Here is a 13,025-nt window from a genome sequence, read left to right on the forward strand (position 1 = left end):
TACCGGAGGGTGAGCAAGCGCTTAGCGTTCTTGGGGAGAGCGACGGTCACCTCCGCGCGCGTCCTCACGTACGGACGCGACGGAAGCGGAAGGGGCGCGAGGCGCGGCTCAGAAGGCGGAGATCCCCGTGCGGGCCCGGCCGATGAGCAGCTTCTGGATCTGACTGGTGCCCTCGTACAGGGTCATCACGCGGGCGTCGCGCAACAGTTTCCCGGCCGGGTACTCGTCGATGTAGCCGTAGCCGCCGTGCACCTGGAGGGCGTTGCTGGCGGCGCGCACCGCGGCCTCGGAGGCGAAGAGCTTGGCGGTGGAGGACTCGGTGGCGAAGGGCAGTCCGCGGTCGATGAGGTCGGCGACGCGCCAGGTCAGCAGCCGGGCGGCGTCCACGTCGACGGAGATGTCGGCGATCAGCTCCTGGACCAGCTGGTGGTGGGCGATGGGCTTGCCGAACTGCTCGCGCTGGGCGGCGTACGAGACGGCCGCGTCGAGCGCCGCCTGCGCGATGCCGACGCAGCCGGCGGCGACCGACATCCGTCCCTTGGCGAGGGCCGACATGGCGACGGAGAAGCCCTTGCCCTCCGGGCCGAGCATCGCGGAGGCGGGCAGGCGGACGCCGTCGAGGACGAGTTCGGCGGTGGCCTGGCCGCGCAGGCCGAGTTTGCCGTGGATCTCGCGGCGGGTCAGGCCGGGGCTGTCGGCGGGGACGAGGAAGGCGGAGATCCCGCGGTGGCCGGGCTCGTCGCCCGTGCGGGCGAAGAGGAGGACCACGTCGGCCCAGGTGCCGTTGGTGATGAACATCTTGCTGCCGCTGACGAGGTACGAGTCCCCGTCGCGCACGGCGCGGGTGTCGAGGTTGCCCGCGTCGGAGCCGGTGCCGGGTTCGGTCAGGCCGAAGCAGCCGAGCGCGTCGCCGGAGCAGAGCCGGGGCAGCCAGGCGTGCTTCTGCTCCTCGGTGCCCCAGGCGGCGATGGTCTTGGCGACGAGGCCGAGGGAGACGGAGACGATGCCGCGTACGGCGGAGTCGCCTCGGCCGAGTTCCTCGGTGACGAGGACGTAGGCGAGGTGGTCGCCACCGGAGCCGCCGTATTCCTCGGGGACGGTCAGGCCGAGGAAGCCGAGGGCGCCGAGCTTCTTCACGATGGCCCGGTCCACGCTCTCGGCGCGGTCCCACTCGGCGGCGTACGGAGCGATCTCGCGCTCGGCGAACTCGCGGGCGAGCCGGCGTACGGCGGACTGCTCCTCGCTGAGCTCAAGATTCACCGGGCACCTCCGGGCGTGGTGGCGTGGGGCCGATGGGCCGACCGGTCCGGCCGGGCCGTTAAACTAGCATCGGTAGTTTATGGGCGGGCAGGCCCTACTATGTGGCGCATGGCCAGACCGCGCAAGCCCCTTCTCAGCAGAGACCGCATCGTCGAGGCGGCAGGCGCGCTGGTGGACGCCGAGGGGCTGGAGGCCGTGTCGACGCGGCGGCTGGCGGCCGCGCTCGGGGTCAGCGGGCCGTCCCTGTACAACCACTTCCGCACCAAGGACGAGATCCTGGACGCGGTGGCGGACTCGGTGAGCGCACGAGTCGATTTGTCGATGTTCGACGACGGCAGGGACTGGCGGGAGGCCCTGCACGCGTGGGCGCACTCGTACCGGGACGCCCTGTCGGACCACCAGAACATCGTGCCCGTGCTGGCGCGCGGGCCGGGCCGCCGCCCGGCCGGACTGCGGCTGGCGGACGCGGTGTTCGGCGCGATGACGGCGGCGGGCTGGCCCCCAGCCCACGCGACCCGGATCGGCGCCCTGATGCGGTACTTCATCCTGGGCTCGGCGGTGGCCTCCTTCGCCGGGGGTTTCGTGGACGACGAGACGGCATACGACCCGGCGGACTACCCCCACTTGGGCCAGGCGCATCTGCTGGCGGAGCGCCGGCGCGAGGTGGACGAGGGCGCGTTCGAGACGGGCCTGACGGCGCTGCTGGACGGGCTGGCCCCGCAGTACGAGGCATTGAAGGAGAACGGGTGACACAGCACGGCGCCGCACTGATCGCGGCGGTACGCGCGGACGACAAGGCGGGCATATGGGATCTGCTGGGCGCGGGCGCCGATCCCGATGCACCGGGCGAGGACGGACTGTCGGCGCTGGACATCGCCGTCGGCGAGGGCCTGGCCGCGGCGTTCGAGGCGCTCCGGCAATACGCGAAGCTCGACCGGCGCAGCTCCGACGGCTTCACCCCGCTACTGCGGGCTGTCGACGCGGGGTGCTACGCGATCGCCGACCTGCTCACAGGCTCCTCGGCCGCGACCGGGCTGACGGGCCCCGACGGGCGGACGGCCCTGGAACTGGCCCGCCACTGGCACGAGACGGGCGCCGAGAACGAACTGCGGCGCCGGACGGGGGCCACCGGACCGGCGGAACTCAGTCGTGTCCCGGACGACGAGGACGGGTTCTGGCTCACCGGCCTGCTGCGGCTGGGGGGCGCGCAGGTGCGCACCGGGCACACGGCGATCCTGTGCTCACTGGAGGTGGCGTACGGGATACGGACACCCTTCGAGGAACTCCTGGCGCGGGCGGAGGCCGAGCCCGACCTGGAACACGTGACGCACTCCGCGACCGTAAAAGTGCTGTACCAGCGCGCGGACCGGGATACCTGGGAGGCGGCCGCGGCGCTGCGGACGCATCCACGGCCCTCGGCACGGCGTTTCGGTGCGGACGTGTTGCGGTGCATGGCCCTCTTCGACGAGTGCGGCGGGGACGAGGGCTGCGTGGAGGCGCCCGGCTGTCCGGTACCGCCGTCGCGGGAGCTGTTCCTCGGATGGCTCACCGAGGAGACGGACCCCGAAGTGCTCGCGGAGGTGATCTCGGGGCTGGCCGAAACCGACCCGCCGGACTTCCTGGACCTCGCACTCCCCCACCACGGGCATCCGTCCGCCGTGGTCAGGCGAGCCGTCGTGGTGACGTTGTACGGGCAGCCGGACGACGCTGCCGTCGGCGATCGGCTACGACCGGTGCTGCTCGCCTACCTCCGGGACTCCGACGCGTCCATACGGGGACGGGCCTGCGAGACCCTGGCGGAGCGCAAGGAGCGTTCCGCCGAGGTGCGGGACGCCGTGGCCCGCCTGCTCGACGATCCGGAGGAGTTCGTCCGGGTGGAAGCCATGCGTACGTTGACCCTCCTCGATGACCCGAGGGGCGAGGAGGCGTTGGAGCGCTTCCCTCACCCGTACGACGAGGACGCCCCCTACTTCGGGCGGCTCTACGACGCGCACCGGCACCTCGGGCAGCGGAGGGCGGCGGCCCGCGCGGCCGACTGAGGTCGGGCCGCGCCGGGCCGGAGCCGGTTTTTGGCTAGAAGACGACCAACGATCGGCCGCCCTTGCCCGCCAGCATCGTGTCGAAGGCCGCCGGGATGCCGTCGAGGGTGATGCGGTCGGTGACGAGGGCGCCGAGGTCGAGGCGGCCGGCGCGCACGTGGTCGGCGATCACCGGGAGGTCGCGGGCCGGGTCGCTGTTGCCGTAGACGCAGCCGGTGAGGGTGCGGGCGAAGTGGAAGATCTCCAGGGCGTGGAAGGTGACCTGCTGCTCCTTGCCGCCGATACCGACGACCGTGGTGCGGCCGCCCCGGCGGGTGGACTCCCAGGCGGCGCGGATGGTGTCGGCGCGGCCGACGCACTCGATGGCCACGTCCGCGCCCTGGCCGGCGGTGAGCGCGCGGATCTGCTGGGCGGTGGTGTCGGAGGCGAGCACGAAGTCGGTGGCGCCGGCCGCGCGGGCGAGTTCCTCCTTGGCGGGCGAGACGTCGACGGCCACGATCGGGCCCGCCTGCGCGATCCGCGCGGCCTGGAGGGCGGCCAGGCCGACCCCGCCGACGCCGAAGACGGCCACCGACTCGCCCGGGCGGACCTGGGCGCTGTGGTGGACGGCTCCGTAGCCGGTCAGGACGGCGCAGCCGAGCAGGGCTGCCTCGGCCAGCGGGATGCCGTCGGGCGCGGGCAGCACGCAGTTGGCCGCGACGACCGTCTCCTCGGCGAACGCGGCCACGTTCAGCCCCGGGTGCAGCTCCGTGCCCTCGGCGTCGTGGGCGTAGACGGCCCCGACCCCGGTGAGGGCCTTGGCGCAGAGCCAGACCTCACCGATGGTGCAGTGGTGGCACTCCCCGCAGGACGGGGCCCAGTTGAGCACCACCCCGTCGCCGGGGGCGACATGGGTGACGCCCTCCCCGACCGCGAGGACCGTGCCCGCGCCCTCGTGGCCGAGGACGGCGGGGACGGGGACCCGCATGGTGCCGTTGGTGAGGGAGAGGTCGGAGTGACAGACCCCGGCGGCGGCGAGCCGTACCCGGACCTGCCCGGGGCCGGGTTCGGGCAGCACGATCTCCCGTATCTCCAGCGGGGCTCCGACGGCGGGCAGGATGGCGGCGCGGACCATGGTCGTCGTCTCCGTGTGTGCGGGGCTGGCATGGGCTGAAACGGCGGGGTGGGAACGAGCGGGGTGGAACGAGCGGGACCGGCGGGGCGGGAACGCGGGCCTGCTCGACAACAGGGCTCTGCGTCGTGAAGCGGCTCAGAACTGGAGCGACTTGGTCTGGAGGTACTCCGCCAGGCCGTGCGGGCCGAGCTCGCGGCCGACACCCGACTGCTTGTAGCCGCCGAAGGGCGCGAGCAGGTTGAAGCGGCCGCCGTTGATGTCCACCTGGCCGGTGTCCATGCGGCGGGCGAAGGCGACCGCCGTCTCCTGGTCCGCCGCCCAGACGGCGCCGCCGAGCCCGTACACCGTGCCGTTGGCGATGCGCAGGGCGTCGTCCTCGTCCTCGTACGGGAGGATCGAGAGCACCGGGCCGAAGATCTCCTCCTGCGCGATGGTCATCTCGGGTGTGACGTCGGCGAACACGGTCGGGGCGATGAAGTACCCGCGCTCGTGGGGCGCGTCGGGGCCGCCCGCGACGAGGCGCGCGCCTTCCTCGACGCCCTTGACGATGTATCCGCGGACGCGGTCGCGCTGTTTGGCATTGATGACGGGGCCGATGCGGGTGGCGGCGTCGAGGGGGTCGCCGGAGGGGTACGCGGCCACGGCGGCGGCCGCGAGCGAGACGGCCTCCTCGTGCTGGTCCCGGTGGACGAGCATCCGGGTGAGCGCGTTGCAGCTCTGGCCGCTGTTGTTCATGACGTGGCCCACGCCCACCTCGACCGCCTTGGCCAGGTCGGCGCCGGGCAGGATGACATTGGCCGATTTGCCACCCAGCTCCAGGGCGACGCGCTTGACCGCGGCGCCGGCGGTGGCGCCGATCTGCTTGCCGACGGCGGTCGAGCCGGTGAAGGAGACGAGGTCGACTCCTTCGTGCGCGGCCAGTGCCTGCCCCGCGACCGGGCCGGTACCGGTCACCAGGTTGAAGACTCCGGCCGGGATGCCCGCCTCGTGCACGGCTTCGGCGAAGAGCTGTGCGGTCAGCGGGGTCTCCTCGGCCGGCTTGAGGACGAGGGTGCAGCCGGCGGCGAGAGCGGGCGCCACCTTTGCAACGATCTGGTGCAGCGGGTAGTTCCAGGGGGTGATGGCCCCGACCACACCGACCGGTTCCAGCAGCACGGTGGAGTTACCGATCCGCTCCTCGAAGGCGTACGAGGCCGCCAGCTCGGCGAATGAGGAGGCCACCCCGATCGGCGCCCCGGCGTGGATCATCTCCGAGAAGCCCAGGGGGCAGCCGAGTTCGGCGGTGATGGTCTCGGCGATCTCCCTCTTGCGGGCGATCAGCACGTCGCGGAGGGCTCCGATGAGGGCGCCCCGCTCGGCCGGCGGGGTCGCCGCCCAGCCGGGGAAGGCCGCACGGGCCGCGCGTACGGCCTCGTCCACGTCCTCGGCGGTCCCCGCCGGCACCCCGCCGATGATCTTCTCGTCGGCCGGGTTGACCACCTCGATCCGCTCGCGTCCGGCGGCGGGCCGCCACTCCCCGCCGATGTACATCCCGTCGTGGGCCTTCATCGCATTCCTCCCGAGCACGCGCGAGCGTATGTGAGCGACCTGGCACAGGCCGCTCGAACACCCTACAAACTAGCGGCGGTAGTTTTGCCCGCGCCAGGGCCCGTACCGCTCAGATGATGCCGAAAAGCATCCCTGCCGCGAGGACGACGAGGGAGGTGAGGGCCGCCCATTTCACGGTGAAGCGGGTGTGGTCGCCGAACTCGACCTTGGCCATGCCGACGAGGACGTAGACGGCGGGAACCAGCGGACTGGACATGTGCAGCGCCTGCCCGACCAGGGAGGCGCGGGCGATCTCCAGCGGGGAGACCCCGTGCGCGGCGCCGGCCTCGGCGAGTACCGGCAGAACGCCGAAGTAGAAACCGTCGTTGGACATGAAGTAGGTGAGGGGCAGGCTGAGCAGGCCGGTGACCAGGGCCATGTGCGGGCCCATGCCCTCGGGGATGGCGCCGACCAGCCAGTCGGCCATGTGCTTGACCATGCCGGTGCCGCTGAGGACGCCGGTGAAGACGGCGGCGGCGAAGACCATGCCGGCGACGTTCAGAACGTTGTCGGCGTGGGCGGCGATCCGGGCCTTCTGGTCTGGCATGTGAGGGAAGTTGACGGTGAGGGCGAGGGCCGCGCCGAGCAGGAAGAGCACCGGGATGGGCAGCAGTTCCATGATCATCGCGGTGAGCAGGGCGACGGTGAGGCCCGCGTTGAACCAGTAGAGGCGGGGGCGGAGGGTGGGGCGGTGCGGGTCGAGCCCCTGGAAGCCCTCCTCCGCCGGAGCGCTGCCGGAGGCCGGGGCGGCGGAGGCGGGGGTACCGGCGGAGCCCCGGATCCCTCCAGAGGCGGGGGTACCGGCGGAGGCGGGGGCCGCCGTACCGGTCTGGCCCTCGGCGGAACCCGCCGCCGCGGTGACCAGCTCGGGCTCCTCGTCGGCACCCGTCGGGAGGACCAGCGTGCCGACCCGGCGGCGCTCCTTGAGACCGAGGACGTACGCGAGGATGAACACACAGAGCAGGCCGACCGCGAGGGCCGGGATCATCGGGACGAAGATGTCGGCGGCGTCGAGCTTGAGCGCGGTGGCGGCGCGGGCCGTGGGACCGCCCCAGGGCAGGGTGTTCATCACGCCGTTGGCGGTGGCGGCGACGCCCGTCATGACCACCAGGCTCAGCCCGAGCCGCTTGTAGAGCGGGTACATGGCCGAGACGGTGATCATGAAGGTCGTCGAGCCGTCTCCGTCGAGGGAGACGATCGCGGCGAGGGCGGCCGTGCCGACCACGACACGCATCGGGTCGGCCTTGCAGAAGCGCAGGATGCCCCGGACGATCGGATCGAAGAGGCCGACGTCGATCATCACGCCGAAGTAGACGATGGCGAACATCAGCATGGCGGCGGTCGGCGCGAGTTTGCCGACGCCGTCGATGACGTAGTCGCCGAGGTGGGCACCCTTGCCGGCGAACACGCAGAACAGCGCGGGGATCAGGACGAGCGCCGCGATGGGCGACATTTTCTTCAGCATGATCAGGACCAGGAAAGTGGCGATCATGGCGAAGCCGAGGAAGGTCAGCATGGGGGGAACGTAGGTGTCGACTCCTCGTGCCAACAAGACGTCCGGGCGTGAGCAATACGAGCAAAACCCCAGCTCAGGGCAGGGGTGCCAGCTCGACGGGGAAACCGTTGAGCACGGCCGTGCCGGACAGCGGGTCGAGCCGGGTGCCGTCGAGGAGCTGGTTGACGTTGGCTCCGGGCTCGGCGGAGGCCACCGAGAGCCGGGATCCGTCGCGGTCGTGGCCCCAGCCGTGCGGAAGGCTCACGACACCGCGGCGGACCGCGTCGGTGACCTCGACGGGTACTTCCAGGCTGCCGCCGTCCGCGGTGATCCGTGCCCGGCCGCCGTCGGCGAGGCCGAGCCGGCCGGCGTCCTCCGGGTGGACTTGGAGGGTGCAGCGGTTGGAACCTCCGGTGAGGGCCGGGACGTTGTGCAACCAGCTGTTGTTGGACCGCAGATGGCGGCGGCCCACGAGCACCAGGGCGGCGGGGCGTTCGGCGAGCGCGGCGCGCAGCCTGGGGAGTTCGGCCGCGATCGGCTCCGGCAGCAGCTCGATCCTGCCGCTGCGCGTCCTCAGCACGCCCGGGAGCCGGGGCCGCAGCGGGCCCAGGTCGATGCCGTGCGGTGCGTTGCGGAGATCGTCGAGGGTGAGGTCGTACGGCCCGAGGCGCAGCATCAGGTCGAGCCGCCGCTCGGGCCCGGTGCCGCCGGCCAGCAGGCGATCCCGCTCCTGCGGATCGCCGCCGAACAGCGGCGAGTGGCTGTCCTCGACGGCCCGGGCGAGCGTGTCGGCGATGAGGCGGTCGTCTACGGCCCCCGGCGGGGCACCGTGCAGCCCTGACACGGCGAGGATGAGGCGCGCGTGGATTTCGCACTCGTCCATCCGGCCCTCCTCCAGGGGGATGGCGGGCGGTGAGTAGCGTGCCTGGTTGCGGATGGCGAAGGCGTTGAACGCGAAGTCGAAGTGGGCGCTCTGCGAGGGCGGCGGCGGGGGCAGTACGACGTGGGCGTGGCGGGAGGTCTCGTTCAGATACGGGTCCACGCTGACCATGAAGTCGAGCCCGGCCAGGGCGGTGTCGAGCCGCCGGCCGTCGGGGGCGGACAGTACGGGGTTCGCCGCGATGGCGATCAGGGCGCGGATCCGCCCCTCCCCCGGCGTTTCGATCTCCTCGGCCAGGGCGGCGATCGGGAGTTCGCTCTTGGCCTCGGGGTGGCCGCTGACCCGGCTGCGCCAGCGGCCGAGGGCGAACCCCTTGCCGGGTCCGGGGGGCCGGGGCGCGCGGTCGGTCGCGGAGAGCGGGAAGAGGGCCCCGCCCGGCCGGTCGAGATTGCCGGTGAGGATGTTCAGTACGTCGACCAGCCAGCTGGCGAGGGTGCCGTACTCGACGGTGCAGCTGCCGATCCGCCCGTAGACGGCGGCGGTCGGCGCGGCCGCGAGCTCGCGGGCGAGGACGCGGATCTCGGCGGCCTTGAGGTCGCAGGCGGGGGCCACGGCCTCAGGAGTGAAACTCTCGAGCGCGGCGGCGAGTTCCCCGAGTCCTTCGGTCTGTTCCGCGAGCGTGCCGGGGGCGGCGAGCTTCTCGTCGAGCAGGGTGTGCGCGAGGGCGGCGAGCAGCAGTGCGTCGCTGCCGGGGTGCGGAGCGAGGTGCCGGTCGGCGAGCCGGGCCGTGCGGGTGCGGCGCGGGTCGACGACGACCAGGGTGCCGCCGCGGGCGCGGAGGGCCTTGAGTCTGCCGGGGAAGTCGGGCGCGGTGCACAGGGAGCCGTTGGACTCCACCGGGTTGGCGCCCAGGAGCAGCAGGAAGTCGGTGCGGTCCAGGTCGGGCACCGGGATCGCGAAGGGGTCTCCGAACAGCAGTCCGCTGGAGACGTGCTTGGGCATCTGGTCAAGGGTGCTCGCGGTGAAGAGGTTGCGGGTCCCGAGGGCTTTGAGGAGCACCGGCGGATAGAGGGCGCCGGCCATGGTGTGGGTGTTCGGGTTGCCCAGGACGACGCCGACGGACTGGCCGCCGTGCTCCCGGACCAGCGCGGGGATCGCGGCGGCGATGGTCTCGAACGCCTCTTCCCAGGTGGCTTCCTGGAGCCGCCCGTCGCGGCGGACGAGGGGGGTGCGCAGCCGGTCGGGGTCCCCGTCGACCGCGCCGAAGGCGGCGCCCTTCGGGCAGATGAAGCCCCTGCTGAAGACGTCGTCGCGGTCGCCGCGGGCTCCTGTGACGGTGGTGCCCTCGATGGTGAGGGTGAGACCGCAGGTGGCTTCGCAGAGCGGGCAGATGCGCGGGGCGGTGCGGGGCATGGGCCCTCCTGGGGACGGCAGACCGCGACGTGGCTACGCGGGCACTGCGGGGGATCGAGCATACCGACCGGTAGGCACGGTGGGGAGGGTTCGACTGCTCGGTCAATGCGGCTCAATGCGGCTCGGTCATTGCGGCTCGGTCAGTGCGGCTCGGTCAGTCCAGGACGCGAGCGAGGTAGGCGTGCATCATCGCCCGGGTCTCGGCGACGATGTCGGGGTCGCCGGCCGGATCGACCCGGAAGGCCAGCTTGGTCAGCGCGTCGGTGGCCTCCACCGCGACGAGGACGGCCCGCCCCAGTGCGGCGTCCGGGACGAGGCCGAGATGAGCGCAGAGCAACTCGGCGAGGCGGGCGGCGACCAGGTGGTTGGGGTCGGCGCCGCGACCGTCGGCGGGCGGCGCGGGCACTCCGAAGTCGACGAGGGCGAAGCCGGGCACACTGCGCTTCATGGCCAGGTACTCGTCCAGTACGGCGTCAACCACCGGCCGCCAGTGGGTGGCGGGGAGGCCGGCGAGCCGGCTCTCGATGCCGTCGGCGTAGCGGTCGAGGTTGCGGTGCGCGAGGGCGAGGGCCATGGCCCGCTTGTTCCCGAAGAAGCGGTAGACCGAACCGATGGGCACACCGGCGCGCTGGGCGACGGCCCGGGTGCTCAGGTTCTCGTACCCGGTCTCGTCCAGGAGTTCGGCGCAGGCATCGAGGATCCGGGCGAGCCGGTCGGCGCTGCGCTGCTGGATCGGGGTCCGGCGCAGGGGGTGGGCTGGGGGCACGGGGTCCATCATGCCGCTCCGCTCCTGGCTCCTCGGTTCGGCGGCCGTCTCAATTCAAGCGGCCGTCTCAATTCAACAGGAGGCCGATCCCTCCGATGGTGAAGGTGATCATCAGCGCGAGCAGCGGGAGCTGGCCGGCCACGGCCTTGGCGGGAGGGAAGAGGCGCACGGAGCGGTCGTGGGCGGCGATGACACCGAGCACGTGGCCGGTGACGACAGCGGCGACCTGGAGGGTGGCGAGGCCGCCGGGACCCAGTGGCGGCAAGGGTTCGGGGGCTTTGTCAGTGCCGAGTGCCATGCTTACTGTACGTGGTCCTTCGGTGACGAAGAGGGAGAAGTAATGGGCGATGAGATAGCCGAGCGCGATCGGCACGAGTGAGTGCGCGAAGGCGGTCAGCGGGCCGGGGTGCGGGCCGCAGACGAGGCGGGTGACTGCCGCGCACAGGCCGTAGAGGGCGGCGACTAGGGCGATGGAGCCAAGAAGTCCGAGGGTGGCCGCGGGGGTGCGGCCGAGGGGGGAGGTCTGTATCGAGTTGATCCAGGCGGGGTTGTCGGAGAAGCCGTCGTATGCGGTGGAGCCGAGCAGGACACAGACGGTGGCGACGAGTCCGGGCCGCTCGGGCGTCGCGTCGAGTCCATGGAAGGGATTACGGACCACCAGGCGGCCGTCGTCACGCCGGCCGAGGGGGGAGAGCCGGGCCAGAAGGGCGGAGTAGGCCTCGAAGGCGTCTCCTTCGGTGAACCAGCGCTCGCCGAAGCGGGCGGCGAGCAGGAGTTGGGCACCGGCGTAGGCGGCGAGGGCGATCAGAAGGGTGGTGGTGGACGCGGGATCAGGAGCGACGAGTTCGAGCCAGGTGAAGCCGAACAGCCCGGCCGCGGCGGGCCATTGTCCGAGCCGGGCGGGAAGCGGGCGGGCTGTGGGGCGGAAGGCCTTGGAGAGCAGGCGGTGCAGGGTGCGGAGCGGGTTGAGGAGGCGCCACACGGGGCCGAGGAGGAGGGAGGCGGGGACGAGACCGACCCAGAGGAGGACGTAGACGGCGCCGGGAGCGGGGTTCCGGTCGGGGGTGTCGGGACCGAGGAGAAGGGAGAGCAGGACGGCGAGCGCGGCCGCGAGGCCGAGCCCGCGCAGGGCGGTGCGGGTGGCAGGCGCGTCTGCCACCCGCTGGAGCCCGGCGGGCAGGGCGAGGCCGGAGCGGTCGCCGCGGAACCGGGAGGTGGACCAGAGCAGGCCCAGTGCGAGGAAGGAGACGAACAGCGCGGCGAAGGCACCGGCGAAGGCGTAGAAGGGAGAGATGGGCAGATCGTGCTGGGACCCGATCCCGTGCGCGAGGGCGGTGAGCGGATCGGCCGGGTGAAGGACCACGCCCTGGCCGGCACCGCCGGCGCCCGCGCCGGGGAGGGGCCCCGGCCCGGCCGGGGTCACCACCGACCCCCCAGGGTCAGCGCCCCGCCACACCCTCGAACTGGCGTCCCGGGCTCGGGCCCGAGCCCGGGGAGCCGGCCGGGGGCGGCGCGGGGGGCCGCGCGGGCGGCGGGGGCGTGGTCGGGAGCCCGGTCGTCGCTCGGGATCGGGGGTGGGGGTGGGGTCATCGGACGAGGAGCTGGGTCAGGACGAGTCGGGACCCGTGGGTCTCGACCTCGAAGAGGCCGGTGCGGTCGGCGGTCAGGGTCAGGGTGGCCTCCTGCCCTGCCGGCAGGGCGAGTTCCTTGTCGTAGCCGTGGACGTGCAGGGTGTCCGGGCGGTCGCTGGTGACCCGGAGCGCGACGCGTTCGCCGCGCTTGAGCTCGGTGCGGCCCGGGGCGGGGGCGACCTTGCCGTCCCGGATCGTGACCGTGACCGTGCGGTCGGCCTGCGGGGCTGCGGCCTCCGGAGTCGTGGCCTTCGGGGGCGTGGCGGGGGCGGGCCCGTGGCTGTGGGCTCCCGCGCCCTGGCCGGGGGCTCCGCCGGTGAGGGGGACGGCGGCCTCGACCGGCTTGCCGGCCACCGCCCAGGCGGTGTGGTCGTCCGCGTAGAGCCGGACGGTCAGGGTGTGCGCGCCCTCGGGGACCTGCGCGGCGGGCAGGTGGAACCAGGGGCCGTACAACCGCGCCAGTTTGCGGCCGTCCAGCTCCAGGTGGGCGTGGCCCGCGCCCGGGAGGGCGGCGCCGCCGGTGCTGTCGGGGGTGAAGCGGAAGTGCTTCACCTCCAGGTGCAGGTTCCAGCCGTCCTCCGTGTCGGGGCGGGCGGTGATCCGCACCTCCGGCGCGCCCCCGGCCGGGACCTCGCGGAGCCGGTGTCCGGCGCCGTCCTCGGTTTCGAGCAGGAGGCCCACGCTGCCGGAGGCCTGCTCGTGGCTGGTGCCGGGCTTGTGGTGGGTGGTGGCCCTGCCCCCGCAGCCCGTCGCCGCGACGCCCGCGAAGAACAGGAGGACGGCGATCAGGGCCGCGGTGCGGAAGGTCCGGCGGGGCGCGCGGGGCAGCGGCGGATCACA

At 72.9% G+C, this 13,025-nt stretch carries 10 protein-coding genes; 2 read left to right on the forward strand and 8 right to left on the reverse strand.

Features of this window, described 5'->3' with window-relative positions; all coding sequences use genetic code 11:
• Positions 1 to 108 precede the first annotated feature (108 nt).
• Positions 109 to 1,260, reverse strand: coding sequence for an acyl-CoA dehydrogenase family protein (locus MTF65_RS20515; protein WP_243630307.1), 1,152 nt, complete (start codon positions 1,258 to 1,260; stop codon positions 109 to 111).
• Positions 1,261 to 1,368: 108 nt separating this feature from the next.
• Here MTF65_RS20515 and MTF65_RS20520 point away from each other — a divergent pair, with 108 nt between their 5' ends.
• Entirely contained in the window at positions 1,369 to 2,010 is a 642-nt protein-coding gene (locus MTF65_RS20520; protein ID WP_243630308.1) for a TetR/AcrR family transcriptional regulator, read from the forward strand.
• A complete protein-coding gene (locus tag MTF65_RS30540) occupies positions 2,007 to 3,299 on the forward strand; it encodes a HEAT repeat domain-containing protein (protein WP_243630309.1) in 1,293 nt (430 codons plus the stop codon). The genes MTF65_RS20520 and MTF65_RS30540 overlap by 4 nt, the downstream gene beginning before the upstream one ends.
• 34 nt (positions 3,300 to 3,333) lie before the next feature.
• Here MTF65_RS30540 and MTF65_RS20530 read toward each other — a convergent pair whose 3' ends face one another.
• The 7 genes from MTF65_RS20530 to MTF65_RS20560 form a co-directional block, all read right to left on the reverse strand.
• Positions 3,334 to 4,413, reverse strand: coding sequence for a Zn-dependent alcohol dehydrogenase (locus MTF65_RS20530; RefSeq protein ID WP_243630310.1), 1,080 nt, complete (start codon positions 4,411 to 4,413; stop codon positions 3,334 to 3,336).
• A 135-nt stretch (positions 4,414 to 4,548) separates the two neighbouring features.
• Entirely contained in the window at positions 4,549 to 5,961 is a 1,413-nt protein-coding gene (locus MTF65_RS20535) for an aldehyde dehydrogenase family protein (RefSeq protein WP_243630312.1), read from the reverse strand.
• 109 nt (positions 5,962 to 6,070) lie between these two features.
• Positions 6,071 to 7,516, reverse strand: coding sequence for a CitMHS family transporter (locus MTF65_RS20540; protein ID WP_243630317.1), 1,446 nt, complete (start codon positions 7,514 to 7,516; stop codon positions 6,071 to 6,073).
• Positions 7,517 to 7,589: 73 nt separating this feature from the next.
• Positions 7,590 to 9,788: a molybdopterin oxidoreductase family protein gene (locus MTF65_RS20545; RefSeq protein WP_243630320.1), complete on the reverse strand. Its 2,199-nt coding sequence runs from the start codon at positions 9,786 to 9,788 to the stop codon at positions 7,590 to 7,592.
• A gap of 154 nt (positions 9,789 to 9,942) precedes the next feature.
• On the reverse strand, positions 9,943 to 10,563 hold the full coding sequence (locus MTF65_RS20550; protein WP_243630434.1) for a TetR/AcrR family transcriptional regulator: 621 nt from the start codon (positions 10,561 to 10,563) through the stop codon (positions 9,943 to 9,945).
• 58 nt (positions 10,564 to 10,621) lie between these two features.
• Positions 10,622 to 11,917 carry a hypothetical protein gene (locus MTF65_RS20555; protein WP_243630435.1) on the reverse strand — a complete coding sequence of 432 codons (1,296 nt, stop codon included), beginning with the start codon at positions 11,915 to 11,917 and terminating at the stop codon, positions 10,622 to 10,624.
• A 223-nt stretch (positions 11,918 to 12,140) separates the two neighbouring features.
• A complete protein-coding gene (locus MTF65_RS20560; RefSeq protein ID WP_374207273.1) occupies positions 12,141 to 13,013 on the reverse strand; it encodes a hypothetical protein in 873 nt (290 codons plus the stop codon).
• Positions 13,014 to 13,025: the final 12 nt, after the last annotated feature.

Origin of the sequence: Streptomyces sp. APSN-46.1 (assembly GCF_022815725.1) — a bacterium.
GTDB lineage: Bacteria > Actinomycetota > Actinomycetes > Streptomycetales > Streptomycetaceae > Streptomyces.

Bases quoted from the DNA above. Each gene is read 5' to 3' on its own strand.
- MTF65_RS20540 (WP_243630317.1), bottom strand. From the start codon at position 7,516: ATGCTGACCTTCCTCGGCTTCGCCATGATCGCCACTTTCCTGGTCCTG.
- MTF65_RS20550 (WP_243630434.1), bottom strand. From the start codon at position 10,563: ATGGACCCCGTGCCCCCAGCCCACCCCCTGCGCCGGACCCCGATCCAG.
- MTF65_RS20520 (WP_243630308.1), top strand. From the start codon at position 1,369: ATGGCCAGACCGCGCAAGCCCCTTCTCAGCAGAGACCGCATCGTCGAG.
- MTF65_RS20530 (WP_243630310.1), bottom strand. From the start codon at position 4,413: ATGGTCCGCGCCGCCATCCTGCCCGCCGTCGGAGCCCCGCTGGAGATA.
- MTF65_RS20535 (WP_243630312.1), bottom strand. From the start codon at position 5,961: ATGAAGGCCCACGACGGGATGTACATCGGCGGGGAGTGGCGGCCCGCC.
- MTF65_RS20545 (WP_243630320.1), bottom strand. From the start codon at position 9,788: ATGCCCCGCACCGCCCCGCGCATCTGCCCGCTCTGCGAAGCCACCTGC.